The 24057-nt window shown below is 66.0% G+C and carries 23 protein-coding genes; 4 read left to right on the plus strand and 19 right to left on the minus strand.

All coding sequences use genetic code 11. The annotated features are described in order from the left end of the window. Positions 1–101 precede the first annotated feature (101 nt). A complete protein-coding gene (gene rlmN / locus E1956_RS11895; RefSeq protein ID WP_134749059.1) occupies positions 102–1256 on the minus strand; it encodes a dual-specificity RNA methyltransferase RlmN in 1155 nt (384 codons plus the stop codon). A 128-nt stretch (positions 1257–1384) separates the two neighbouring features. Continuing rightward, the gene (gene ndk / locus E1956_RS11900) at positions 1385–1810 is read right to left on the minus strand and encodes a nucleoside-diphosphate kinase (RefSeq protein ID WP_028216912.1); all 426 of its coding nucleotides are present in this window, start codon (positions 1808–1810) and stop codon (positions 1385–1387) included. Positions 1811–2103: 293 nt separating this feature from the next. Between ndk and E1956_RS11905 the strand changes: the two genes are divergently transcribed. Further along, on the plus strand, positions 2104–2802 hold the full coding sequence (locus E1956_RS11905) for a Bax inhibitor-1 family protein (RefSeq protein WP_134749061.1): 699 nt from the start codon (positions 2104–2106) through the stop codon (positions 2800–2802). A 117-nt stretch (positions 2803–2919) separates the two neighbouring features. Here the strand turns inward: E1956_RS11905 and E1956_RS11910 are convergent, their stop codons facing one another. The 10 genes from E1956_RS11910 to E1956_RS11955 all read right to left on the minus strand — a co-directional run bounded on the left by E1956_RS11910 (position 2920) and on the right by E1956_RS11955 (position 12276). Further along, positions 2920–3693: an MBL fold metallo-hydrolase gene (locus tag E1956_RS11910; protein WP_134749063.1), complete on the minus strand. Its 774-nt coding sequence runs from the start codon at positions 3691–3693 to the stop codon at positions 2920–2922. A gap of 7 nt (positions 3694–3700) precedes the next feature. Next, on the minus strand, positions 3701–4840 hold the full coding sequence (gene bamC, locus E1956_RS11915; protein ID WP_134749065.1) for an outer membrane protein assembly factor BamC: 1140 nt from the start codon (positions 4838–4840) through the stop codon (positions 3701–3703). A gap of 140 nt (positions 4841–4980) precedes the next feature. Beyond that, positions 4981–5886: a 4-hydroxy-tetrahydrodipicolinate synthase gene (gene dapA, locus E1956_RS11920; protein WP_134749067.1), complete on the minus strand. Its 906-nt coding sequence runs from the start codon at positions 5884–5886 to the stop codon at positions 4981–4983. A gap of 44 nt (positions 5887–5930) precedes the next feature. Further along, positions 5931–6656, minus strand: coding sequence for a class I SAM-dependent methyltransferase (locus E1956_RS11925; RefSeq protein ID WP_232071127.1), 726 nt, complete (start codon positions 6654–6656; stop codon positions 5931–5933). Between the two features lie 12 nt (positions 6657–6668). Continuing rightward, positions 6669–7871, minus strand: a complete 1203-nt coding sequence (locus tag E1956_RS11930; RefSeq protein ID WP_028216907.1) for a tryptophan--tRNA ligase — start codon at positions 7869–7871, stop codon at positions 6669–6671. 4 nt (positions 7872–7875) lie between these two features. Then, positions 7876–8541: a site-2 protease family protein gene (locus E1956_RS11935; RefSeq protein ID WP_134749069.1), complete on the minus strand. Its 666-nt coding sequence runs from the start codon at positions 8539–8541 to the stop codon at positions 7876–7878. Between the two features lie 78 nt (positions 8542–8619). Further along, entirely contained in the window at positions 8620–9255 is a 636-nt protein-coding gene (locus E1956_RS11940; protein ID WP_134749071.1) for an L-threonylcarbamoyladenylate synthase, read from the minus strand. Between the two features lie 164 nt (positions 9256–9419). Beyond that, the gene (locus E1956_RS11945) at positions 9420–10250 is read right to left on the minus strand and encodes a 3',5'-nucleoside bisphosphate phosphatase (RefSeq protein WP_134749073.1); all 831 of its coding nucleotides are present in this window, start codon (positions 10248–10250) and stop codon (positions 9420–9422) included. Positions 10251–10353: 103 nt separating this feature from the next. Continuing rightward, positions 10354–11262: an alpha/beta fold hydrolase gene (locus E1956_RS11950; RefSeq protein ID WP_134749075.1), complete on the minus strand. Its 909-nt coding sequence runs from the start codon at positions 11260–11262 to the stop codon at positions 10354–10356. A gap of 69 nt (positions 11263–11331) precedes the next feature. Beyond that, entirely contained in the window at positions 11332–12276 is a 945-nt protein-coding gene (locus E1956_RS11955) for a ferritin-like domain-containing protein (RefSeq protein WP_134749077.1), read from the minus strand. 215 nt (positions 12277–12491) lie between these two features. Between E1956_RS11955 and E1956_RS11960 the strand changes: the two genes are divergently transcribed. From E1956_RS11960 to E1956_RS11970, 3 genes are all read left to right on the plus strand, one after another. Then, complete coding sequence (locus E1956_RS11960) at positions 12492–13016, plus strand: gamma carbonic anhydrase family protein (protein WP_028216901.1); 525 nt, start codon at positions 12492–12494, stop codon at positions 13014–13016. Between the two features lie 66 nt (positions 13017–13082). After that, the gene (hslO, locus tag E1956_RS11965; protein WP_134750555.1) at positions 13083–14045 is read left to right on the plus strand and encodes an Hsp33 family molecular chaperone HslO; all 963 of its coding nucleotides are present in this window, start codon (positions 13083–13085) and stop codon (positions 14043–14045) included. A gap of 109 nt (positions 14046–14154) precedes the next feature. Next, positions 14155–14565, plus strand: a complete 411-nt coding sequence (locus E1956_RS11970) for a hypothetical protein (protein WP_418789218.1) — start codon at positions 14155–14157, stop codon at positions 14563–14565. A gap of 126 nt (positions 14566–14691) precedes the next feature. Here the strand turns inward: E1956_RS11970 and ftsB are convergent, their stop codons facing one another. From ftsB to E1956_RS12005, 7 genes are all read right to left on the minus strand, one after another. Further along, on the minus strand, positions 14692–15117 hold the full coding sequence (ftsB, locus tag E1956_RS11975; RefSeq protein ID WP_134749079.1) for a cell division protein FtsB: 426 nt from the start codon (positions 15115–15117) through the stop codon (positions 14692–14694). 101 nt (positions 15118–15218) lie between these two features. Next, on the minus strand, positions 15219–16502 hold the full coding sequence (gene eno / locus E1956_RS11980; protein ID WP_028204155.1) for a phosphopyruvate hydratase: 1284 nt from the start codon (positions 16500–16502) through the stop codon (positions 15219–15221). A 338-nt stretch (positions 16503–16840) separates the two neighbouring features. Then, complete coding sequence (kdsA, locus tag E1956_RS11985; protein WP_134749081.1) at positions 16841–17695, minus strand: 3-deoxy-8-phosphooctulonate synthase; 855 nt, start codon at positions 17693–17695, stop codon at positions 16841–16843. After that, positions 17692–19353: a CTP synthase gene (locus tag E1956_RS11990; protein WP_134749083.1), complete on the minus strand. Its 1662-nt coding sequence runs from the start codon at positions 19351–19353 to the stop codon at positions 17692–17694. The genes kdsA and E1956_RS11990 overlap by 4 nt, the downstream gene beginning before the upstream one ends. Positions 19354–19518: 165 nt before the next feature. Then, the gene (locus E1956_RS11995) at positions 19519–20322 is read right to left on the minus strand and encodes an alpha/beta fold hydrolase (RefSeq protein WP_134749084.1); all 804 of its coding nucleotides are present in this window, start codon (positions 20320–20322) and stop codon (positions 19519–19521) included. Between the two features lie 189 nt (positions 20323–20511). Beyond that, positions 20512–23079: a DNA internalization-related competence protein ComEC/Rec2 gene (locus tag E1956_RS12000; RefSeq protein ID WP_134749086.1), complete on the minus strand. Its 2568-nt coding sequence runs from the start codon at positions 23077–23079 to the stop codon at positions 20512–20514. Between the two features lie 109 nt (positions 23080–23188). Further along, entirely contained in the window at positions 23189–23977 is a 789-nt protein-coding gene (locus E1956_RS12005) for a TatD family hydrolase (protein ID WP_134749088.1), read from the minus strand. Positions 23978–24057: the final 80 nt, after the last annotated feature.

A 24057-nucleotide genomic window follows, 5' to 3' on the forward strand; every position in this document is an offset into this window, starting at 1 on the left:
CAATACTGCGTCATTCCCCGCGCAGCTGCTGCGCACTGCCTTTCGCGCCCCGTTTCTACCGTGTTATCGCCCTTTTTCGCCTTGAACCGGGTCCACTGCGTTCAGTGCTGAACCGGATGGACGTCGATCACCTTGCGGGCGGTGCGCTCGGCAAGGCGCGTGCGGTCCTTCACCTCGCCTGCGAGCTGGCCGCAGGCCGCGTCGATGTCGTCGCCGCGCGTCTTGCGCACGGTCGTGACGACGCCCGCATCCATCAGGATCTGTGCGAAGCGCTTGATCTGATCCGATTTCGAACGCAGCAGCCCCGACTCGGGGAACGGATTGAACGGAATCAGGTTGAATTTGCACGGCACGTCACGCGTGACTGCGAGCAACTGGCGTGCGTGCTCTTCCGTGTCGTTGACGCCGTCGAGCATGCAGTACTCGAAGGTGATGAAGTCGCGCGGCGCAACCTGCAGATAGCGCTGGCAGGCGGCCATCAGCTCGCGCAGCGGGTACTTGCGGTTCAGCGGCACGAGTTCGTCGCGCAAGGCGTCGTTGGGCGCATGCAGCGACACCGCGAGCGCGACCGGGAGGTCGGCGCCGAGGCGGTCCATCATGGGCACGACACCCGAGGTCGAGAGCGTGACGCGCCGGCGCGACAGGCCGTAGGCGTTGTCGTCGAGCATCAGGCGCATCGCGGGCACGACCGCGTCGTAGTTCAGGAGCGGCTCGCCCATGCCCATCATCACGACGTTGGTGACGACGCGCTCGCCCTTGCCCTCGCCGCCGGTCGCGCGGCCACCGGCCTCGCCAAGGAGCGACGCGCGCAGGGCGAACTCCGCCATGCGCAGCTGGCCGATGATTTCGGCGGTGGTGAGATTGCGTGAAAAACCTTGCTTGCCGGTCGAGCAGAACCGGCAATTGACCGCGCATCCCGCCTGAGACGACACGCACAGGGTGCCGCGCGTTTCTTCGGGGATGAACACGGTCTCGACCGCGTTGCCGTTGCCGACATCCACGAGCCATTTGCGCGTGCCGTCGGAGGAAACGTTGTCGGAAATGATTTCGGGCATGCCGATCGTGGCGCGCCCTTTCAGCTTCTCGCGCAGCGATTTGGCCAGATCCGTCATGCCGTCGAAGTCGGCGGCATTGTATTGATGAATCCAGCGCTGAAGCTGTTTGGCGCGAAACGGCTTCTCGCCCAGGCTCTCGCAATATGCGACGAGCCCTTGGGCGTCGAAATCGAGAAGGTTGACGGTGGAACTGCTCGTCATGTCGAATCCTGCCATTTCAGTGCGAGAGCGCGTTCACCGCCGGATTCGAGGAAACCCGGCACCGGACAGTGAACGTGATCGCCGTTCGCGACCCTATGCTACCTTGAACTGCCGCTTGCTCTCGCTGATTAGCGCGAGTAAACGTTGACTTCCGGGAAGAAGAACGCGATTTCGACGCGAGCCGTTTCAACGGCGTCCGAGCCGTGAACCGCGTTGGCGTCGATGCTGTCCGCGAAGTCGGCGCGGATCGTGCCCTTCTCGGCCTTCTTCGGGTCCGTCGCGCCCATCAGGTCGCGGTTCTTCAGGATGGCGTTCTCGCCTTCCAGAACTTGAATCTGCACCGGGCCCGAGATCATGAACTCGACGAGGTCCTTGAAGAACGGACGCTCTGCGTGAACAGCATAGAACTTCTCGGCGTCGGCGCGCGAGAGGTGAACCATGCGCGAAGCAACGATCTTCAGGCCAGCGTTTTCGAAGCGGCTGTAGATCTGGCCGATCACGTTCTTTGCCACTGCGTCCGGCTTGATAATCGACAGGGTGCGTTCGAGCGCCATAAAAACTCCAGAAAATTAAGAGGTTACAGATTCAAATGAATCCGCAATTGTAGCATGTTCCCATGTATGATTGCGATTGAACCCCGTTAGGCCGACAGACTCGGCCTCGCCGGCGCAAAAGCCGCGCCGCCGGGCTTTTCAGTACCAATTAAGCATGGGAGGCTACGCTCTCAAACGTAGCGAAACTGTGTGGCGTCCCGTTGAAACTCCGGGACACCGCGCATATCTTAAGAGGGAGCGGATCGCGCACGTGACGCGCACCGCCTGCCACGCGTCTCACGCAAGGAGAAAGCATGAACGAGTACCCCTACAACTTCGGCCGCGGCGGCAGCGTCGCCTCCGCCGAGACTCGCAACCGCGTACTGCGCAACACCTACTGGCTGCTCGCGCTGTCGATGGTGCCGACGGTGCTCGGCGCGTGGGTGGGCGTCACCACGGGCTTCTCGCTGTTTGCCGCCACCAGCCCCACGATGAGCCTGCTCGCGTTCTTCGCGATCGCCTTCGGCTTCATCTTCGCCATCGAGCGCACCAAGAACAGCTCGCTCGGCGTGTTCGTGCTGCTGGGCTTCACGTTCTTCATGGGCCTGATGCTCTCGCGGCTGCTGGCGTTCATTCTCGGCTTCTCGAACGGCGCGTCGCTGATCATGCTCGCGTTCGGCGGCACCGGCATCATCTTCGCCACCATGGCGACCATCGCCACCGTCAGCAAGCGCGACTTCTCGGGGCTCGGCAAGTGGCTGTTCATGGGCGTGATCGTGATCCTGCTCGCAGGCATCGCGAACATGTTCCTGCACCTGCCCGCGCTGATGCTCACGGTGTCCGTGCTGGCCATCGCGATCTTCTCGGCCTATATGCTGTTCGACGTCCAGCGCGTCGTGAACGGCGGCGAGACCAACTACATCACGGCTACGCTCGCGATCTACCTGGATCTCTACAACGTGTTCACGAACCTGCTCGCGATCCTCGGCATTTTCGGCGGTAATCGCAACTGAACTCGGCAGGGCCGGACCTGTTCCGGCCGTCGCCCACAAGCAAAAAGCCCATGACTCGCGTCATGGGCTTTTTTTCGTCCGTGCGCCGCCGGCCACGGACCTTAGACATGGAGCAGGCTAGAGAGCGAGCCAGTCGAAGCCTTCGCCTTGCGTGGCGACCCCGATTTCCGTGGCCGAGTTGCCGAGCACGGCCGCCATGGCTGCGCGCGCGAGTTCCGGCGTGTTGTTTTGCTGGCTCAGGTGCGCTGCGACCAGATGCCGCAGCTTCGAGCGATCGAGCGCCGCGAGAATGCCGCCCGCCGCCTCGTTGTTCAAGTGGCCGTGCGAGCCGCCAATGCGCGCCTTGAGCGACGCCGGATAACGGCTCGCCGCCAGCATCTCGAGGTCGTGATTGCATTCGAGCACGAGCGCGTCGCAGCCGCTCAGCACGGCGTTGATGTGCGGCGTCGACTCGCCGACGTCGGTCAGCACGCCAAGCCGGCTCGCGCCATCGCTGAAAACGAATTGCAGCGGCTCGCGCGCATCGTGCGGCACGGTGTAAGGCAGCACGCCGAGCGCGCCGATTTCGGCCACCTCATCGCCCCAGAGCACGTTGAGTTCGACGCCCGCGTCGTCGGCGCCTACGGCCTGTGCCGTGCCCCAGCTCATGTAGAGCGGAATCGACCAGCGGCGCGCCAGCGTCAGCGCGCTGCCGATATGGTCGCTGTGTTCGTGGGTGATGAGAATCGCGCTGAGCGTGTCGGCGGCAAGGCCCATCCGGGCGAGCCGCCGCTCGACTTCTTTCGCGGAAAATCCGCAGTCCAGCAGCACGCGCGTGGGCGTCGCGCCGCCGCCTGCTTCCACGACCAGTGCATTGCCCTCGCTGCCGCTGCCGAGGCTCGCAAAGCGCACGGCGCGTTTAATTCAACTGGGCGTGCAGCGCGGTCACGATGCGCTGCGCGTCCGACGAGGTATCCACCTGGCCGTTCGGGTTGAGCACCGCCACCTGGGTCGAGTTGCCGCTCGAGCGCACCGAAATCATGATCTCCGGACCCTGATCCTTCGCAGCCTTCTTCGGGTTGTAGAACAGCTTGCCGAGCAGCCCGTCGCCCTTCAGTTCCTGCATGGAATCGGCGTAGCGCACGTAGTAGATGCCCTTCTCGCGGTCGCGGTTATCGACCGTGAAATTGGTGCGGTCGAGCGCGAGACCCACACGCAGCCATGCCGTGTCGAACGCCTCGGGCAGATCGAGCGTCGTGCCGTCGGTGCCGGCCACGACCTTGGCCGCGGAGGACGACGGACGCGCGTCGGTCAGCAGTTGCTTGGCCTGCGCGTCGGTCAGGCCGAACTTCTGCATGACCTTGTCGAGGAACGCGGCCTCGAGGGCAGGATCGCGCGGGCGCTCAACCCATTTCGACGCGGTCTTGTCCTGGCCGGTCAGCACTTCTTCCATCGCGCTGTGCGTGATCGAAATGTCGGTCTGGCCGTCCGCGCCGCGCGTGACCAGCGTACGGAATTTGTCGCGCGTGCCCGACGAGTACGCAAAGTCGACCACGCGGCCGATCGTGCGGCGGAACCAGTCGTCCGGAATATTGGCGCGGTTCTCCGCCCAGTCCGTGCTCATGATGCCCGTGGACGGCGAATCGGTCGTGAGCGTGAAGCCGTTGTCGGTCCAGAATTCCTGCAGTTGCGGCCAGACGTCGTCGGGCGAGCGGCCGTCGATCACGAGCCAGCGGCGGTCGCCGTCGCGCTCGATATGCATGCCGAGCGGATCCTGCGCATTCGGCACGCCGAGCGTGGCGTTGCCCGCGCTCGTGACGGTGCGCTGCGCGGCGCCGCCCAGCGTCACCGTGGCCGGCGGCGCGATGTACTTCTGGTCGGTCGGCACCGACGACAGATCCTGCGGCACAGCCAGTGCCGGCGCGCTTGCCGTGTCCTTGTAGTTGACGCGATCCGACGCGAACATGTCGTTCAGCGACTCACAACCTGCGAGCGAGCCGAGTGCGAGCGCCAGCACCGCCATGCGGGTTGCGTGGAGGGAAAGAACGGGATGTTTCATGTGGACCTTCGTAATACGGGAACGCTAAGCCTCAATCTGCCAGGATATCTGTCGTCGATTGTGTCGTCGATTTGGGCGCTTGGCTCGTGGCGGCGTCAGTTGAAAATACGGCGCTTTCGGCTGGATCGGGCTTGCGCCGATCAGCCGATCAGGCCAGCCTCGCGCAGCGCCGTGCGCACCACATCGTGGTAGCGCGCGTCGAGCGGCGTGAGCGGCAGACGGATGCCGCCCTCGATGCGGCCGAGTTCCTGCAGTGCCCACTTCACCGGAATCGGGTTCGATTCGATGAACAGATTCTTGTGCAGCGACAACAGCCTCAGGTGGATCGCGCGCGCGGTCTTCGCGTCGCCTTCCAGCGCGGCGCGGCACAGCTCGCTCATCTGGCGCGGCGCGACGTTCGCGGTCACCGAGATATTGCCGTGGCCGCCCAGCAGCATCAGCGCGATCGCGGTGGGATCGTCGCCGCTGAAGATCTTGAAGCCTTCCGGCGCGTGCTTGATCAGGTGCGCGGCGCGGTCGATATTGCCCGTGGCTTCCTTCACGCCGACGATGCCCGGCACCTGCGCGAGGCGCAGGATCGTCTCGTTCGACATGTCCGCGACCGTGCGGCCCGGCACGTTGTACAGCAGGACCGGCAGGTCCACCGCTTCCGCGATCGTCGCGAAATGGCGGTACATGCCTTCCTGGGTCGGCTTGTTGTAATAGGGCACGACCTGGAGCGACGCCTGCGCGCCGACACTCTTCGCGTGCTTCGTGAGCTCGATGGCCTCGGCCGTGGAATTGCCGCCGGCACCGGCGATGATCGGCATACGGCCCGCGGCGTGCTCGACCGCCGTCTTGACCATCAGGATGTGCTCTTCGACATCCAGCGTAGCGGACTCGCCGCTCGTGCCGACGACGACGATTGCATCCGTCCCCTCTTCCACGTGCCAGTCGATCAGTTTGCGGAATGCCGGCAGATCGAGGCTGCCGTCTTCGTGCATGGGGGTGACGATCGCGGGAATGCTGCCGCGCAACGTAATGCCGTGCTGGGTGCCGTTAGCCATGAAACTTCAAAAGAATGAGTACGTTAAACCGCGATTGTAGCGGATTAGCTGGTCAGATCGTAACGCACCAGGGGTAGTACCTGAGTCGCCGCGTTGTTACTGGTTGTTTCGACCGTATCCGCGCCGTTCTGACGGGCAAAATTTTCCGCCGATGGAGTTTGCGCCGGGCGCATCTCGCGCACGGCGCAGATGCGCTGGACGAAGGCCTCCCGGGGTTGCCGGAGAAATCCGTCCTGGTAGGCGATCACGCGCAGCGCAGGCGCACAGACCGCCAGCAACTCGCCCGGCGCCAGCAGGAATGCCGGGTTCGAAGGTTTGCCGACCGTCTCGTTGCCCTGCGCAAAGGTTTCGTAGATCAGCACGCCGCCCGGCGCCAACGCGTCGACGAGACGCGGCATGAGCGGACGATACAGATAGTTTGTGACGACAATGCCCGCGAAACGCGCATCGTCCGGGAGCGGCCAGGGCGCGCCTTCGAGGTCGCACTCGAGCGTGGCGATGCCGGCCACGTCGCGCATCGTCGCGAGCGCGGCGGCATCGCGGTCGAGCGCCGCGACCGGGTGGCCGTGGGCCGCAAACCAGCGCGCATGACGCCCCGCGCCCGAGGCGAGGTCGAGCACCGTGCCACCCGGTGCGATCAGGTGCGCCCACTGGCGCACCCAGCCGGACGGCTCGGACAGCCCCGCATGGGTCGGACCCTGGTGGGCCAGGCCGCCATGGGCCGGCCCCGCGGGCGCTAGCGGCGCACCGCCGCCGGACGTGGGCGTCATCGCGAGCCTGCCTTAGCTGTACGAGAGGCCCATCGCCTCACGCACGTCGCGCATGGTCTCGTTGGCGAACTTGCGCGCCTTGTCGCAACCATCGGCCACGATCGCGCGCAACAGCGACGGATCGTCCATGTACTTCTGCGCGCGCTCGAGCATTGGCTGCTGCTCGCGCAGGATGCCTTCGATCACCGGCTGCTTGCACTCGAGACAGCCGATGCCGGCCGTCCGGCAACCCTTCTGCACCCACTCGTGCGTCGCCTCGTCCGTGTAGACCTGATGGAGCTGCCACACCGGGCACTTGTCCGGATCGCCCGGGTCGGTGCGGCGCACGCGTGCCGGGTCGGTCGGCATGGTGCGGACCTTTTTCGTGATCGACTCGGCGTCCTCGCGCAGGCCGATCGTGTTGCCGTAGGACTTCGACATCTTCTGGCCGTCGAGGCCCGGCATGCGCGAGGCCTCGGTCAGCAGCACCTGCGGCTCCGGCAGGATGATCTTGCGCGAGCCTTCGAGATAGCCGAACAGGCGCTCGCGGTCGCTCATCGACAGGCTCTGCGACTCCGAGAGCATGGCTCGCGCCTGTTCGAGCGCCTCTTCATTGCCTTCCTGCTGATACGCGACGCGCAGCTCGTGATAGAGCTTCGAGCGCTTGCCGCCGAGTTTCTTCGCGGCGTCGTTGGCCTTCTCTTCGAAGCCAGGCTCGCGGCCGTACATGTAGTTGAAGCGCCGCGCCATTTCGCGCGCCATCTCGACGTGCGGCACCTGGTCCTCGCCCACCGGCACGAGCGAGGCGCGGTACAGCAGGATGTCGGCGGCCATGAGCACGGGATAGCCGAGGAAGCCGTAAGTGCCGAGATCCTTGTCGCGCAGCTTCTCGATCTGCTCCTTGTAGGTGGGCACGCGCTCGAGCCAGGACAGCGGCGTGCTCATGCCGAGCAGCAGCGCGAGCTCGGCGTGCTCGGGCACGCGGCTCTGGATGAACAGCGTCGACTGGTTCGGGTCGATGCCGGAAGCCAGCCAGTCGATCAGCACGTCCCACACGTTCTTCTCGATCACCTCAGGCGTTTCGTAGTGCGTCGTGAGCGCGTGCCAGTCGACCACGCAGAAGAAGCACGGGTACTCGGACTGAAGCCGCACCCAGTTTTTCAGCACACCGTGATAGTGGCCGAGGTGCAGCGACCCGGTGGGCCGCATGCCGGAGAAGATACGGTCTGGGAACATGATGTTATGAAAAGAGCGATACAAGGGGAGTAAGGATAGCCGTCACCGCGTCGTAGCCGAGAGACACGAGCGGGCGCAGCCAGAAGCGCGTAAAGACGCCGCTCACGAGGAGCGCCATCACGATGATGAAACCATAGGGCTCGAGGCGCGAGAGCGCAATGCTCGCGCGCGTGGGCAAGAGCGCCGCGAGCACGCGGCCGCCGTCGAGCGGCGGCAGCGGAAACAGGTTCAGCACGCCGAGCACCAGATTCACGCCGATGCCGGCGGCGGCCATGCGCGTGAAAAACGGCTCCTGAACGCCGAGCACCGCCAGCGCCACGCCGAACACGCCCCACAGGAGCGACTGTACGAAGTTGCAGGCCGGTCCCGCCGCGGCGACCCACAGCGTGCCCCAGCGCGGATTGCGCAGGTTGCCGAACGAAATCGGCACCGGCTTGGCATAGCCGAACACGAAGGCGCCGCTCGTCAGGAAATAGAGAATGAGCGGCATCGCGATCGTGCCGACCGGATCGATGTGCCGCATCGGGTTCAGCGACACGCGGCCCAGCACATAGGCCGTATTGTCGCCGAGCAGGCGCGCGACGTATCCGTGGGCGGCTTCATGCAGCGTGATCGCGAAGATCACGGGCAAGGCGTAGACGACGAGCGTCTGAATGATGTTGTCTTCCATGGCGCCGTATTGTAACAACGCGCTGTCAATGCGGAACCGATACGCCGGCGCAAGCGAGAACTGGGCCCATCGCGCGCATCAGGCCGGCTCCTCGAGCCCGAACGGCGTCAGGTCGCCCAGCCCCGCGCGCACGAGCACCGGCTCCTCGCCCGTGAGGTCGATGACGCTCGACGACTCGCGCGGACACGCCCCGCCGTCGATCACGAGATCGAGCTGCTTCTCGAGGCGCTCGCGGATTTCGTCGGGGTCGTTCAGCGCCTCGGTGTCGGGCGGCAGGATCAGCGTCGAGGCGAGTAGCGGCTCGCCCAGCTCCTCGAGAATCGCCAGCGGAATCGCGTGACCCGGCACGCGCAGCCCGATGGTCTTGCGCGAGGGATGCGAGAGCCGCCGCGGCACTTCTTTCGTCGCTTCCAGCACGAACACGTAGGGGCCCGGCGTCACCGACTTGATGAGCCGGTACTGGCGGTTGTCCACCATCGCAAAATTCGCGAGCTCGGAGAGATCGCGCACCATCAGCGAGAGCAGCGCCTTGTCGTTGAGGCCGCGGATGCGCCGCAGACGCTCGGCGGCCTGCTTGTCGTCGATGCGCGCGGCGAGCGCGTAGCTCGAATCGGTGGGCAGCGCGATCACGCCGCCATCGCGGATGATCTCCACGGCCTGCTTGACGAGGCGCGGCTGCGGATTTTCTGGGTGAAGCCGAAAAAACTGTGACATGGCAGTAATCAGCTGACGAAGGCAAGGCGGAACGTGAAGCGCGACGCGAAATTCCGGTGCAAGCGCGCGCGCAGCGAGACGAACAGGACAACACGGAAAACGTAGTGCGGCGGGCCGCGCAGAGGCTCAGGAACGGCGGCTGCGGGCCACGCGGCGGGCGCGGCCTACAGCCATCGCTCCCAGACAGGCTTGAGACTGGAAGGCAGCGGCGGCAGCGAGCCCGGCATGATCGTATCCGGGCCGGGTGCGTGAAAATCCGAGCCGCGCGACGCCTCGAAGCCGAAGCGGCGGGCGACGGCGGCGTATTCGCCGTACTGGTCGGGCGTATGGCTGCCCGTGACGACTTCAATGGCCTTGCCGCCCAGATCGATGAACTCGCCAAAGAAGGTGTCGAATTCGAGCGGCGTGTAGTGGTAGCGGCCGGGATGCGCGACCACGGCCTCGCCGCCCGCGGCCTTGATCCAGGCGACGGCGTCCGCCAGTTTGGCCCAGCGGTGCGAGATGTAGCCGGGCTTGCCTTCGCCCAGCCAGCGCGTGAACGCGTCTTGAGTGTTCTGGGCACGCCCCGATTCCACGAGAAAGCGCGCGAAATGCGTGCGCGAAATCAGGTCGGGATTCGAGACGTACTGGAGCGCGCCTTCATAGGCGTTCGGGATGCCGAGCGTCTCCAGCCGTTCGCCGATCGCCTCGGCACGCGCGGCGCGGCCGTTGCGCGTGCGCGCGAGCCCGTCGACCAGCGCCTTGCAGTCGGGATCGACGTGCAGACCGACGATGTGCACCGTGCGCGACGCCCACGTGACCGAAATCTCGACGCCAGTGAGATAGCGCATGCCGAGCGCCTCGGCTGCGGCCCGCGCCTCGTGCTGGCCGCCCAGCTCGTCGTGATCGGTGAGCGCCCACAGCGTCACGCCGCCTGCCTTCGCCAGCTGCGCAACGGCAGCCGGGGCCATCTGGCCGTCGGAGACAGTGGAGTGACAATGGAGATCGGCGTTCATCGCAGGCTTAAAAAGAATAACAGCCCATTTTACTGCAATGCGACGAAAGCGTCGCAGGCGTCCGGCCCGCCTTCGTGTGCCCCGGCGCACGCGGGCGGGAATCCTAGCCGGCGCAGAACGCCTCGACGAGGTGTGCGACGGCTTCGGGCTGATCGTGGTGAACCATGTGGCCCGCTTCGTCGATGAAGCGCTCGCGCCAGTCGGGAAACGCCTCGAAGCGCTTCTTGAACTCGCCGATCGGCACCTTGCCCGCGATGCGCGCGAGTGTTTCCGACTGCCTCGCTTCGACATGGAGCACCTTCGCCCGCACGCACGCCCAGACCGCCATGATCTCTTCGAGGCGATACAGCACCGGGTTGACCATCTTGTGCGCGGGGTCGCCGAGCAGGACATAGCCGCCCTCGCCTTGCTGGCCGCCCGTGCCATCCACGGGCTTCGACCAGTGCTGGGCGAGAAAGCGCGCACGCGCAGGCGCGAGGCGCGGATTCGTCTTCACGAGCCGCGCGGCCACGTCGTCGAGCGTCGCGTAGGGGCGCAATTGCGGCGGCTCACGCATTTCGTCGAGCCATTGCCGCACGCGGCCCGGCGCCTGCGCGGGCACGGACGCCGGCATGCCGAAGCCTTCCAGATCGACCACGCGCCGCACGCGCTCGGGCCGCACGCCGGCATAGAAGCACACGATGTTCGCGCCGAGACTGTGCCCGACGAGGTCCACCTCACCCTGAGGCGCGTAGTGCTCGAGCAGCGCGTCCAGGTCGGCGACGTAATCGTGGAACCAGTAGCTGCCCCCGCCCCGCTGCGCCGCCGGCCAGTCGGACAGGCCGAAACCGCGCATATCCGGCGCGATGACCTGCCAGTTGCCGCCGAGCGCATCGACGACGAACTGGAACGAGGCGGCCACGTCCATCCAGCCATGCAGCATGAAGAGCATGGGCGCATCTTCGGCGCCCCAGCGACGCACGTGCAGGCGGACGCCGTTCACGTCGACGAATTCGGATCGGGAAAGATTCATTGCGCTCGCACAAAAACGAATGGTCGTTCGATTATATCGACACGTTCTGACAGATGGGCTAGAGCCCCTTCACTTTTCTTCAGCGCCTCGACGGGCGGCGGATTCGCTGGCCGCGGCGGCGTCCTGCGCCGCGAGGGTGTCGAGCTCGGCCTGATCAAAGCCCGCCGAGCGGCGCGCCTCGAAATTGAACGGTCCGCGCATGCGTGGCGCGTTGTACTGCTCGGCGAGCGCGAGCCATGCGGCGTGAGGATCGAGACCGCGCGCCTCGCATAAATAGCGGAACCAGTGATTGCCGATGCGCACGTGCCCGACCTCGTCGCGCAGGATGATGTCGAGGATCGCGGCGGATTCGTCGTCGCCGGCCTGCTTCAGGCGTGCACGGATGGGCGGCGAGGCGTCGAGGCCGCGCGCCTCCAGCACGCGCGGCACGAGCGCCATGCGCGCGAGCACGTCGTCGCTGGTGCGCTCGCACATCTCCCAGAGGCCGTTGTGCGCCGGGAAATCTCCGTAGGCTTGGCCGTAGTCGGCGAGCCGCTGACGCAGCAGCGAGAAGTGATACGCCTCCTCTGCCGCGACCCGGAGCCAGTCGGCGTAGAAAGCGTCCGGCAGATTCGCGAAGCGCCACACGGCGTCGAGCGCGAGATTAATCGCGTTGAACTCGATATGCGCCAGCGCATGCAGCAACACCACGCGCCCTTGCGGCGTGCTCATGCTGCGGCGCTGCAGGCTGCGTGGCTCGACCAGCTCGGGGCGCGCCGGGCGGCCGGGGAGCTCGCCGTGCGCGACGAGCGTGCTTGAGGCGTCCCAGTGCGTCATGCCTTGGGACGCGGCCTCCTGCGCCTCGGCATGGAGCGCGCGCACGGCTTCGGCCTTGGCAAGCGGATCGCGCTCGCGCAGGGCGTCGAGGGCGGCGGCGCGCCAATGGGTGCGGGCCGGAGTGCAAGGCGCGCGGTGGGCAGCATCGGCGGGATGCCGCGGCGTGGAGGCGGCGGCTTCGGAAAACACGGAACTCATCGCAAAACGGACAAAAATCGGCAAGAAACTCAGGAATACGTGCGTCGGCGGGCGCCGCAAGCGCTGTCTGGCATGCCAACCCGCGCGTTTGCGGAGGCAGGACGAGCGTACGCACGCAACCGTTTACAATACGCGATTCACCCGGCCTGCGCCGCCTGCGCTCCTGAGCGCGCCCGCAGCCCGCCCCACAGCAAGATAAAAGGAGACGTAACACCGTGGCCATCTACAAGCTTGGCGAAGCAGCGCCCACCATTCACGAGAGCGTATTTGTCGCGGACAACGCCACCGTCATCGGCAAGGTCGAACTGGCCGAGGATTCGAGCGTCTGGTTCGGCGCAACCCTGCGCGGCGACAACGAGCCGATCAAGGTCGGCCCGCGCAGCAACGTTCAGGAAGGCGCGGTCCTGCACACCGACCCCGGCTACCCGCTCACGCTCGAAGCGAACGTGACGATCGGGCACCAGGCCATGCTGCATGGCTGCACGGTCAAGGAAGGCGCGCTCATCGGCATTCAGGCCGTGGTCTTGAATGGTGCGGTAATCGGCCGCAACTGTCTGGTTGGTGCGGGCGCCGTTGTCACGGAAGGCAAGGTGTTCCCCGACAACTCTCTCATTCTCGGCGCGCCGGCCAAAGTGGTGCGTGAGCTCACCGAGGCCGACATTGCCGGCCTCAAGCGCAACGCGGACGTCTACGCGCAGCGCCGGGAGTATTTCAAGGCGCAACTCGTGCGCATCGGCTAAAGGCTGCCCGCCTCGCCGCTGCAGTCTACGGGACGTGCCGCAAGGATCGAAATGAAGGAAAAGATTGTGAACGACCAGTTGCAGAAATTCATGTTCAGCGCGGCGCCCGTGCGCGGCGAGATCGTCTCGTTGCGCAACACGTGGCAAGAGGTGCTGACGCGCCGCCAGTACCCGACGCCCGTGCGCACCGTGCTCGGCGAAATGATGGCGGCGTGCGCCCTGCTCTCGGCGAACCTGAAGTTCGACGGCACGCTGATCATGCAGATTCTCGGCGACGGCCCGGTGCGGATGCTGGTCGTGCAGTGCAGCTCGGACCTCTCGATGCGCGCCACCGCGCGCCTCGCGGACGGCGTCGAAGCCGAGAACGTGGCCGCGCTCGCCGAAGGCGCCACGCTCGCCGATCTCATCAACGTGAGCGGTCACGGCCGTTGTGTGATCACGCTCGACCCAGCCAACAAGCAGCCCGGCCAGCAGCCGTACCAGGGCATCGTGCCGCTGAATGGCGAGGACGGCCCGCTCAAGTCCGTCGCGGAAGTCCTCGAGCACTACATGCATCATTCCGAGCAGCTCGACACGCGTCTGTGGCTGGGCGCGAACGACGACCGAGCGGTCGGCATGCTGCTGCAGAAGCTGCCCGGCGATGGCGGCATTGTGCCGCACCCCCACGAGCTCGATACCGACACGTGGGAACGCGTCTGCACGCTCGGCGGCACGCTCACGCGCGAAGAACTGCTCGAACAGGAACCCGAGACGCTATTCCGACGCCTCTTCTGGCAGGAGAACGTGAATCACTTCGAGCCCGTGACCACGCGCTTCCTGTGCAGCTGCTCGCGCGAGAAAGTGGGCGCGATGCTCAAGATGCTGGGCCGCGAAGAAGTCGACGGGGTGATCGAGGAGCGCGGCCACGTCGAAATTCACTGCGACTATTGCAACCAGCGCTACGAGTTCGATCCCGTGGATGTGGCGCAACTTTTCGCCACGCCGGGGCTCTCAGAAGCTGTATCGCCTGCTGCGGACCAGCGCCACTGACCGAGATCGGCCGGCCGGCGCGGCGGCGCACGGCCGCAACCATGAGCCGAATCTCGGACCCGCTCATCATCGCGCGTTGCTTAGGCGTCCGACAGATGGAGGTAAAGCAATGAAAACGAAGAAGTCCTTCGCATGGCGGTCGCGCGCACGGGGATTGCGGCACGCCAAGGCGCTGCTCGCGATGACCGCGCTCGGCGCTGGGGTCGCGCTCATGAGCGGCTGCACGCTGGATCCTCCAGGACCTTCGCCGATTTACAGCCGCCTGCCCGCCAACCAGGCGGACGCGCTGCAAAGCGCGCCGGTGCTCACACCCGATGAGCGCGCCCGCTACGACGCGATCGACCGTCAGGCGCTCACCGAGTCGGACCGCGCAGCCACTGCCGAAGCCGCCGCACAAGCCTGGGCGCGCGCCTATACACCGCCCGTCACCGTCTACGGCAGTTACTACAGCGGCGGATGGGGAGGCGGCTGGGGCACGGGCATCGGCTATGGCTACCCCGGCTGGGGTTGGGGCTGGTAGGCGCATAGTCGCTCGAGCGAACCCCGTACCCCGTTGTCGGGCACAAAATAAAAGCGCGGCTTCCGTTTGTCGGAAGCCGCGCTTTTGTCCCTCGAAGGCGAGACCGGATCGGCCCGAACGGGTCGTTCAACCCGCCTTCTTCTTCGTGTCCTTGCTGTGCCCGTGGTGCTTCTCCGGCACGCGCGATACCGGGTTCGGCACCACCCTGACCGGCGCCGCCGACATCTCGCCGCGCGTGGAGACGTTCGACGAGCCGGTCGGTGTCGAAGGCAGGGGCTGGTTCGGCGAGACGAACTGCACGAACACCTCGCCGTCCTTGACCATGCCCATCTCGTAGCGCGCGCGCTCCTCGACGGCCGCAGTGCCGTTCTGGAGATCCTGCACTTCGCCCTCGATGCGTTCGTTGCGCAGTTTCTCGTCGTCGTTCTGCTTCTGCTGCTGGGCGAGTTGCTCGCGCAGTTCATGCACGCGCAACCAGCCGCCATGCCCCCACCAGAGCGGATACTGGATCAGCACGAGCAGGAGAATCAGGACGACAGTGACGAGCCGCATGTAAGGTGCCGGATAAATACACGCCGCCCTGCGCTTGACGCAGGGCGGCGGGGAAGGATTACGAGAAGGGACAGCAAGGCTGCTGCCGGGTTCGGGTCCGCTTAACGGAGGTTATAGAACGCCGACTTGCCCGGATAGCTGGCGATATCACCGAGATCTTCCTCGATGCGCAGCAGCTGGTTGTACTTCGAGATGCGGTCGCTGCGCGAGAGCGAGCCGGTCTTGATCTGACCAGCGTTCAGGCCCACGGCGATGTCGGCGATCGTCGAGTCTTCGGTTTCGCCCGAGCGGTGCGAGATCACGGCCGTGTAGCCGGCGCGCTTGGCCATCTCGATGGCTGCGAAGGTTTCCGTCAGCGTGCCGATCTGGTTGATCTTGATGAGGATCGAGTTGGCGATGCCCTTCTCGATGCCTTCCTTCAGGATGCGCGTGTTGGTGACGAAGAGGTCGTCGCCCACGAGCTGAACCTTCTTGCCGAGCTTGTCGGTGAGCAGCTTCCAGCCGGCCCAGTCCGACTCGTGCATGCCGTCTTCGATCGAGACGATCGGGAACTTGTCGGCGAGCGTCGCGAGGTAGTCGGCGAATTCGGCCGACGACAGTTGCAGGCCTTCGCCCGCGAGCTGGTACTTGCCGTCGTGGTAGAACTCGCTCGCTGCGCAGTCGAGCGCGAGCAGCACGTCTTCACCAGCGCGATAGCCGGCCTTCTCGATCGCTTGCAGGATGGTCGAGAGGCATTCGTCGTTGCTGCCGAAGTTCGGCGCGAAGCCGCCTTCGTCGCCCACTGCCGTGCTCATGCCGCGATCCGAGAGGATCTTCTTGAGCGCGTGGAACACTTCCGCGCCGCAACGCAGCGCTTCACGGAAGGTCGGCTGGCTCACCGGCACGATCATGAATTCTTGAATGTCGAGGCTGTTGTTCGCGTGCGCGCCGCCGTTGACGATGTTCATCATCGGGACCGGCAGCTGCATCGCGCCCGAGCCGCCGAAGTAGCGGTACAGCGGCAGGCCGGCTTCTTCAGCAGCCGCCTTCGCGACGGCCATCGAGACGGCCAGCATCGCGTTCGCGCCGAGACGCGACTTGTTGTCGGTGCCGTCGAGCTCGAGCAGGGTCTTGTCGAGGAAGGCCTGCTCCGAAGCGTCGAGGCCCATGATCGCCTCGGAAATTTCGGTGTTGATGTGCTCGACCGCCTTCAGCACGCCCTTGCCGTTGTAGCGGCCGGTTTCGCCGTCGCGCAGCTCGATCGCTTCGCGCGAGCCCGTCGACGCGCCCGACGGCACTGCCGCGCGGCCCATCGTGCCCGACTCGAGCAGCACGTCGCATTCGACGGTGGGATTGCCGCGCGAATCCAGGATCTCGCGACCGATGATATCTACGATTGCACTCATGGTTTCCTCAGGAAATGACAGTAATTCTTGCGCGACCGGCGGCGCCTGCTGCATTGGCCCACGAGGCACAGTTTCTATGCTCGTTCCGGGCACACCGTCACATGGGACAGGCGGCGCGGTCGTCAGGTTCAACTTGCCGCGGTGCGCCGGCTACACAAACGTCTTAGCCCTTGCGCCGCCACGCTGCCTTGCACATCATGCGCGGCGCGTCTGGCCGTTGCCCGCACAGCATGGCGTCCTCGTGTGACACCCGCTGCGTGGCCGGCCTTGCGCCGCGTTGCTCCTCCACTGCGCCGCTCATGTAATCGAAGCGGCGCACACTGCTTGCGACTTGGAGATCAGTTGAAATCGTTCTCGAGGAACGGCGCCCGCTTGACCGCCTGGTCGAGCGTGACGAGCGTTTCGAGCAGGTCGGCCATACGGTTCAGCGGCACGGCATTGGGGCCGTCCGACTTCGCCTCGGCGGGATTCGGGTGGGTCTCCATGAACAGACCCGCCACGCCCGTGGCCACGGCCGCGCGCGCGAGCACCGGCACGAATTCGCGCTGGCCGCCCGAGCTCGTGCCCTGGCCGCCCGGCAACTGCACCGAGTGCGTGACGTCCATCACGACCGGCGCGTTCGTCTCGCGCATGATCGCGAGCGAGCGCATGTCCGAGACGAGGTTGTTATAGCCGAACGAGACGCCGCGCTCGCACGCCATGAAGCGGTCTTCGGAAAGACCCGCCTCACGCGCCGCGTCGCGCGCCTTGTCGATCACATTCTTCATGTCGTGCGGCGCGAGGAACTGGCCTTTCTTGATGTTGACCGGCTTGCCCGAGCGCGCGCACGCGTGGATGAAGTCGGTCTGGCGGCACAGGAACGCGGGCGTCTGCAGGACGTCCACGACCGATGCGACCGGCCCCACTTCCTCTTCCGTGTGCACGTCGGTCAGCACGGGCAGGCCGAGCTGACGCTTCACTTCGGAGAGGATGCGCAGGCCTTCGTCCATCCCGAGACCGCGGAACGACTTGCCGCTCGAACGATTGGCCTTGTCGAACGACGACTTGTAGATGAACGGAATGCCGAGCTTCGCGGTAATTTCCTTGAGGCGCCCGGCCGTGTCGATCGTCATCTGCTCCGATTCGACCACGCAGGTGCCCGCGATCAGGAAGAACGGCTGGGTGAGGCCTACCTCGAAACCGCACAAATTCATGCTTTCTCCTCAGCGTGCGCCTGCTGGTGCGCAACCGCCGCTTCGACATAGGCCTTGAACAGCGGATGGCCGTCACGCGGCGTGGACGTGAATTCCGGGTGGAACTGGACGCCGACGAACCACGGGTGCATATCGCGCGGCAGCTCCATCATTTCCGGAAGATCTTCCGACGGCGTACGGGCGCTGATGATAAGCCCGTTCGCCTCGAGCTTGGGCACGTAGCCGTTATTGACTTCATAACGGTGACGGTGACGCTCGTTCACATCCTTGCCATAGATTTCCGCCGCCATCGTGCCGGGCTTGATCGGGCAGCGCTGCGAACCGAGGCGCATGGTGCCGCCGAGGTCGGAGTCTTCGGTGCGCTTCTCGACCTTGCCTTCGCGGTCGGCCCATTCGGTGATGAGCGCGACGACGCGGTCCGGCGTGTCCGGATCGAATTCCGTGCTGTTCGCGTGCTTCAGGCCCACCACGTCGCGCGCGAATTCGATCACGGCGAGCTGCATGCCGAGGCAGATGCCGAGATACGGCACCTTCGCTTCGCGGGCGTATTGAATCGCCTTGATCTTGCCTTCGGTGCCGCGACGGCCGAAACCACCCGGCACGAGAATCGCGTCGAGATGCTTGAGGCTCTCCACGCCCTCTTCGTCGATCTGCTCGGAGTCGATGTACTCGATGTTCACCTTCGTCGAGGTCTTGATCGACGCATGGCGCAGCGCTTCGATGAGCGACTTGTACGACTCGGTCAGATCGACATACTTGCCGACCATGCCGATCGTGACTTCGTGCTGCGGGTTCTCGAGCTTCTCGACCATCTCCGACCACATGGAGAGGTTGGCGGGCTTCGCCGAGAGCTTCAGCTCGTCGCAGACGATCGAATCGAGGCCCTGGTCGTGCAGCATCTGCGGGATCTTGTAGATGCTGTCCGCATCCCACACCGAGATCACGGCGTCTTCGGGCACGTTCGAGAACATCGAGATCTTTGCGCGCTCGTCGTCGGGAATGCGACGATCGGCGCGGCACAGCAGCACGTTCGGATAGATACCGATTTCGCGCAGCTTCTGCACGCTGTGCTGCGTGGGCTTGGTCTTGAGTTCGCCCGCCGTGGCGATGAACGGCACGAGCGTGAGGTGCACGAAGCACGCGCTGTTGCGGCCGAGGCGCAGGCTCATCTGGCGCGCGGCCTCGAGGAACGGCAGCGATTCGATGTCGCCCACCGTGCCGCCCACTTCGACGATCGCGACATCGGGCTCGCCGCACGTGGCCGAAGCCGCGCCGCGTTCGATGAATGCCTGGATCTCGTTCGTGATGTGCGGGATGACCTGCACGGTCTTGCCCAGATAGTCGCCGCGGCGTTCCTTGCGGATCACCGATTCGTAGATCTGGCCCGTGGTGAAGTTGTTGGCCTTGCGCATCTTCGTGCTGATGAAGCGCTCATAGTGGCCGAGGTCGAGGTCGGTTTCCGCTCCGTCTTCCGTCACGAACACTTCGCCGTGCTGAAACGGGCTCATCGTGCCGGGGTCGACGTTGATGTAGGGATCGAGCTTGAGGAGGGTGACTTTCAGACCGCGCGATTCGAGGATCGCGGCGAGGGAGGCGGCGGCAATACCCTTGCCAAGGGACGAAACTACGCCGCCGGTGACGAAAACATATTTGGTCATCGCTGAATGCTCGCGGGAAAAACGGATTATACCGTAAAGCAAGGGCTAACCCTGAATTTTGCGCGAGCTCTTTGTCAGGTGGCGCGCGCCGCGGGGCATCCGTGCGGGAGTGATTGCGCCCCCTGGACATGCCCCTCCAGGCGAGCCGCGGCGAAGCCAGTTGGCTCAGCCGCCGCTCTCCATCGCGTAGAGCATGCGCTGCACCGCGCGCGCCGTCTCGATCGGCCGCTCCATCGGGTAGAGATGACTGCCCTCGATCCATTCGAGCCGCTCGCCGGCGAGGCGCTGCGTGGCCGCCAGCCCGACCTCGCGCACCTCCTTCGACTGCGTCCCGCCGATGAAGCTGACCGGCACCGGCGAGCCGTGTGCGAGCCGCGTGCCGAAGGTATGCGGCAAGGTCCGGTAGATCAGGTACTCGGTGCGGCGGTCGAAGGCCAGCGTGCGCGTGCCGTCGGACGAGGTCTGAGGAATGCCGAAGTCGATATAGTCGGACAGCACGCGCTCGTCCCAGCGGGCGAACGCGGGCTTCGAATAGAAGTGGCGCCAGGCCTCGTCACGGTTCGCCCAGCTCGTGCGGCGCGTGCGCGTGGCGGCGGCGGGCGTGAGGCGCTCGTCGAGCCCGGTCCATTGCGAGACTTTGAGCATGCCGCTGCGCCAGCCCGCGATCACCGGCGAATCGAGCATCACCACGCCCCTCACCCACTGCGGCTTCCTCAGCGCCGCCATGAGTGAGAGATAGCCGCCGAGCGAATGGCCGACCAGCCAGACCGGATTGTCATAACGGCGCCCGATATCCTCGATCAGCTGATCGACGAGGTGCGGCCAGTCGCGCGTGACGGGATAACGCGCGTCGTGGCCGATGCGCTCGATATAGCGCAGCTCGCAGGTGTCGCCCAGCTCGGCGAAAAGCGTGCGATAAGTCGATGCCGGAAAGCCGTTCGCGTGTGAAAAGTGAATGACGTTCTTCAATGCCCTGTTGTCTCCGGTCCTCGGTCCTGTTCACGGCCGTTTGGCATCTATCGCACCTGCGCGCCCGGCCATCCGCTCAAATTGCTGCATTTGCTGTTCTTGTAGTACCGGATGCGCGTCGCCTCATCGGGCAACCCGCGGCGCCGGAAAGCCCGAGCATCGATCGTTCCGCCCTGCCCTGCCGGCGCTTCACTCACCCACCTCCATCCAGTAGCGCCGCTGCGTATCGCGAAAGCGCTCGACGGCGAGCATGCCGGGCGCCGCTTCGACACGGGCCGCGCCGTCCGCGTCGCTGCGCGCTATCACGATATGGCGCGATGCGTAGCGCGCGAACACGCCTGGGTGCGGATGGTGAAACCGGTTCAAATAGCCTACCTGAAATATGGCGACGAGCGGCCAGACAGAATCGAGGAACGGTTCAGTCGACGATGTCTTGCTGCCGTGATGCGGCACGACCAGCACCTGGGCCTGCAGACGGCCGGCGTCGCGCGCGACGAGCGTGCGCTCGGCGGGCGCCTCGATATCGGCGGCAAGAAGCGCGGAGACGGCGCCTCCCGCCGTGTCGCGCCCAGGCGCCGTGGAAACGCGCAACACGCAGCAATGCGTATTGGGTTTGCCGGAGAGCGGCCCGGCGTCTGGCCAGAGCACCTCGAACGCAACGCCGTCCCATTGCCAGCGCTGCCCGGCGGCGCATTGCACGAGATCGGCGCCTGCGTGGCGCGCGCTCGCCCACAGCGGATGGCCGGGCAGGATGCCCGCCACGAACTGGCGCACGGGCACGGCATCGAGCACAGCCTGCGCGCCGCCCGAATGATCGGAGTCGTCGTGGCTCACCATGAGCGCGTCTAGCCGCATCACGCCGTGCGCCTGCAGATAAGGGACGACGATGCGCTCGCCCGCGTGCGTGGATTCCGGTCCCGGGCCGGCATCGAAGAGGAGCGTATGCCGGGCGGTTTCGACGAGCACCGACGTGCCCTGCCCGATGTCCAGCGCCGTCAGGCGGAACGCACCGGGCGGCGGCCCGTTGGGCGCGGGCACGAGCAGCGGCAGCCAGGTGAACGGCGCGAGCCAGCGCAGCGGCCAGCCACGCGGCGCGAGACACCAGGCGACGCCGACCGCCGCGCAGCCCAGCGCCCAGTAGCCGGGCTGCGGCAGGCGCAGCACGGCCCATGGCCAGCCCTCGAGCATGGCGAGCGCGGCGGCGAGCGCCTCGATCAACGTGTGCGCCGCACGCAGCGCGAAGGCATCGAGCGGCGCGGGCAGCATGACACCCGCCAGCACGGTGGGCGTGACGAACACGCTCACCCACGGAATCGCAAAAGCGTTCGCCAGCGGACCGATCAGCGGGATCTGCATGAACCAGTACGCGGTGAGCGGCGCAAGCGCGAGCGTGACCGCCCACTGGACGCGTGCGCCGTCCCTCATCCTGGCCCAGAAGCGCCGCGCGGCTCGACGCCAGCGTTCATAGCTGAAGGCTGCGGAAAAGCGCGCATAGAGGCGTGGTGAGCGACTCGCGCCGCGCGGTTCCGCTTCCCTCTCGCGCATCGGATCGGCTTCATCCGGCGAAAGCTCGATATCGCCGACCTGCTGCACGCGTGGCGCCCCGCTCGCCGCAAAAAGAATCGCGGCGACGGCGCCGAACGAGAGCCAGAAGCCCGCCGCCGTGACCGCCCATGGGTCGCGCAGCAGGACCAGCCCGAGCGCCCACGCGAGCACATGGCCGCGCACCAGCTCGCGCGAGCGCCATAGCGCCGCGGCCGTGACCGCGAGCATCCACAGCGCACGCTGCACGGGCACGTTGAATCCGGCCAGCGCGGCGTAGGCCGCCGCCGCGCAGAGCGCGCCGGCAACCGCGATTTTCTGTGCAGGCACGACAAGCGGCGCCTCGACCCCGCGCCAGCGTGCGCGCCGCCAGAGCGCACCCGTGGCCCAGCCGGCCAGGCCGGCGACGAACGTCAGATGCAGTCCCGAAATCGCCACGAGATGACTCGTGCCCGTATTGCGCAGCAGCCGCCAGTCGGCGTCGCTGACGGCGTCCTGCGCGCCGGTTGCCAGCGCCACGACAATGCCGCGATGCGGCGCCTCGGCAAGCACCGCGTCGATGCGTGCGCGCACCGCTGCACGCGCGCGTTCGATCCAGACGCCAATGCCTTGCGCATCCGCTGCCAGCCGTCGCGCGCGTTCCGGATTGTTGACGTAGCCCGTCGCGCGCACGCCGCGCGACAGCAATGTGGTTTCCAGGTCGCGCAGGCCGAAGTTGCCCTCGCCGTGCGGGCGCTTCAGACGCACGGCCAAGTGCCAGCGAGCGCCGGGCTCGATACTCGGCAGCGGCGCGTCGCGCGCAACCCACGTGAGCTGGATCAGTTGCGGCAGCCTCGAACCGGGCGCGCGCGCCGACCAGGTTTCCACGACGAACAGGAAACTCGCCTTGCTTGCGTCGCGTGCGAGCACGCGGCTGATATGCCCGGTCACGTCGATGTCGCGAGCCTGCCAGGCGGCAGGCAAAGCAACGGCCAGCAGCCTTTCCGCGCGCACAGCGGCATAGCCAAAACCCACGCAAGCCGACGCCACGCCAATAGCAGTCCAGGCGGCCAGCTTGCGCACGCCACGTGGCGCGTTGTGCAGCATCCACGCCGCGCCCAGCGCGGCAACGACCGCCAGTACTACCAATGCGAGCCACATGAGCCGCCCAGGCAATGCCGCCTGGCGTTGCAGCGCGATCACCCCGAGCGCAAATCCGCACCACACTGTCCGCATCGCGCCTCCTTCGTGACAAGGTGGCGCGCAAGCGCGAACCGCATACCGTTGCGACCACAACCGTATGCCACCGCTTTATCGCGCGAACCGCGCGTCACCCTCGAAGGAATTATGCAGACGAAAGCGCGAGCCGGGGCAGCGCCGCCGCGGCGTTGGCCGTTGTGCCAAGGGCAAGCTCCTCGGGCGTCAAGCCGCGCAACGCAGCGAGCTCGGCGCCGATGCGCGGCACCTGATCCGGCGTGTTGCGCGCCCGATAGAGCCAGGACGGCGCGATGTCGGGCGCATCGGTTTCCATGACGATCGCCTCGAGCGGCAATTGCGCCGCGAGGCGCCGGATCTGCAAGGCCCGCTCGAAGGTCACGTTGCCGCCGAAGCCCAGATGCATGCCTTGCTCGATGTACGCATTCGCCTGCTGGAAACTGCCGTTGAAGGCATGGGCGATGCCGCGGCGCACGCCGTTGCGGCGCAGCCCCTTGAGCACCTGATCCTGCGACTTGCGCACGTGGCAGATCGCGGGCAGGTCGAATTCGCGGGCAAGACGCAGCTGGGCGTCATAGAAGTGCTGCTGGCGCGCGTCGTCCAGATCCGGCACGAAGAAGTCGAGGCCGATCTCGCCGATACCCACGAAGCGCGGGTCGCCGAGACTCGCCTCGATCTCGGCGCGCAGCACGTCGAGATCCTCGTCACGTGCTTGCGGCGTATACAGCGGATGAATCCCGAGCGCGTAGACCGCGCCAGGTGTGCGATGCGCGAGCGCGCGCACGGTCGCGAAGTTCTCGCGCGCGACGGCGGGAATCACGATGCGCGTGACGCCCGAGGCGCGCGCCGCCGACGCCACCGCGTCGCGATCGGCGTCGAACTCACTGGCATCGAGATGGCAATGCGTATCGATCCACATGGAAAGCGCGCTCCCGCCGCGCATGGGCACTTTCTGCGCCAGCTCCGTGCGGCCCGCCACAGGCGAGCCGCATCAAGCCG

Source organism: Paraburkholderia pallida, from assembly GCF_004524855.1.
In the GTDB taxonomy this organism is placed as follows: Bacteria; Pseudomonadota; Gammaproteobacteria; order Burkholderiales; family Burkholderiaceae; genus Paraburkholderia; species Paraburkholderia oxyphila.

Excerpts from the sequence above, each read along its gene's own strand:
- rlmN (WP_134749059.1), bottom strand. The coding sequence starts at position 1,256 with ATGACGAGCAGTTCCACCGTCAACCTTCTCGATTTCGACGCCCAAGGG.
- ndk (WP_028216912.1), bottom strand. The coding sequence starts at position 1,810 with ATGGCGCTCGAACGCACCCTGTCGATTATCAAGCCGGACGCAGTGGCA.
- E1956_RS11905 (WP_134749061.1), top strand. The coding sequence starts at position 2,104 with ATGAACGAGTACCCCTACAACTTCGGCCGCGGCGGCAGCGTCGCCTCC.
- bamC (WP_134749065.1), bottom strand. The coding sequence starts at position 4,840 with ATGAAACATCCCGTTCTTTCCCTCCACGCAACCCGCATGGCGGTGCTG.
- dapA (WP_134749067.1), bottom strand. The coding sequence starts at position 5,886 with ATGGCTAACGGCACCCAGCACGGCATTACGTTGCGCGGCAGCATTCCC.
- E1956_RS11925 (WP_232071127.1), bottom strand. The coding sequence starts at position 6,656 with ATGACGCCCACGTCCGGCGGCGGTGCGCCGCTAGCGCCCGCGGGGCCG.
- E1956_RS11930 (WP_028216907.1), bottom strand. The coding sequence starts at position 7,871 with ATGTTCCCAGACCGTATCTTCTCCGGCATGCGGCCCACCGGGTCGCTG.
- E1956_RS11935 (WP_134749069.1), bottom strand. The coding sequence starts at position 8,541 with ATGGAAGACAACATCATTCAGACGCTCGTCGTCTACGCCTTGCCCGTG.
- E1956_RS11940 (WP_134749071.1), bottom strand. The coding sequence starts at position 9,255 with ATGTCACAGTTTTTTCGGCTTCACCCAGAAAATCCGCAGCCGCGCCTC.
- E1956_RS11945 (WP_134749073.1), bottom strand. The coding sequence starts at position 10,250 with ATGAACGCCGATCTCCATTGTCACTCCACTGTCTCCGACGGCCAGATG.
- E1956_RS11950 (WP_134749075.1), bottom strand. The coding sequence starts at position 11,262 with ATGAATCTTTCCCGATCCGAATTCGTCGACGTGAACGGCGTCCGCCTG.
- E1956_RS11955 (WP_134749077.1), bottom strand. The coding sequence starts at position 12,276 with ATGAGTTCCGTGTTTTCCGAAGCCGCCGCCTCCACGCCGCGGCATCCC.
- E1956_RS11970 (WP_418789218.1), top strand. The coding sequence starts at position 14,155 with ATGAAAACGAAGAAGTCCTTCGCATGGCGGTCGCGCGCACGGGGATTG.
- ftsB (WP_134749079.1), bottom strand. The coding sequence starts at position 15,117 with ATGCGGCTCGTCACTGTCGTCCTGATTCTCCTGCTCGTGCTGATCCAG.
- eno (WP_028204155.1), bottom strand. The coding sequence starts at position 16,502 with ATGAGTGCAATCGTAGATATCATCGGTCGCGAGATCCTGGATTCGCGC.
- kdsA (WP_134749081.1), bottom strand. The coding sequence starts at position 17,695 with ATGAATTTGTGCGGTTTCGAGGTAGGCCTCACCCAGCCGTTCTTCCTG.
- E1956_RS11990 (WP_134749083.1), bottom strand. The coding sequence starts at position 19,353 with ATGACCAAATATGTTTTCGTCACCGGCGGCGTAGTTTCGTCCCTTGGC.
- E1956_RS12000 (WP_134749086.1), bottom strand. The coding sequence starts at position 23,079 with ATGCGGACAGTGTGGTGCGGATTTGCGCTCGGGGTGATCGCGCTGCAA.
- E1956_RS12005 (WP_134749088.1), bottom strand. The coding sequence starts at position 23,977 with ATGTGGATCGATACGCATTGCCATCTCGATGCCAGTGAGTTCGACGCC.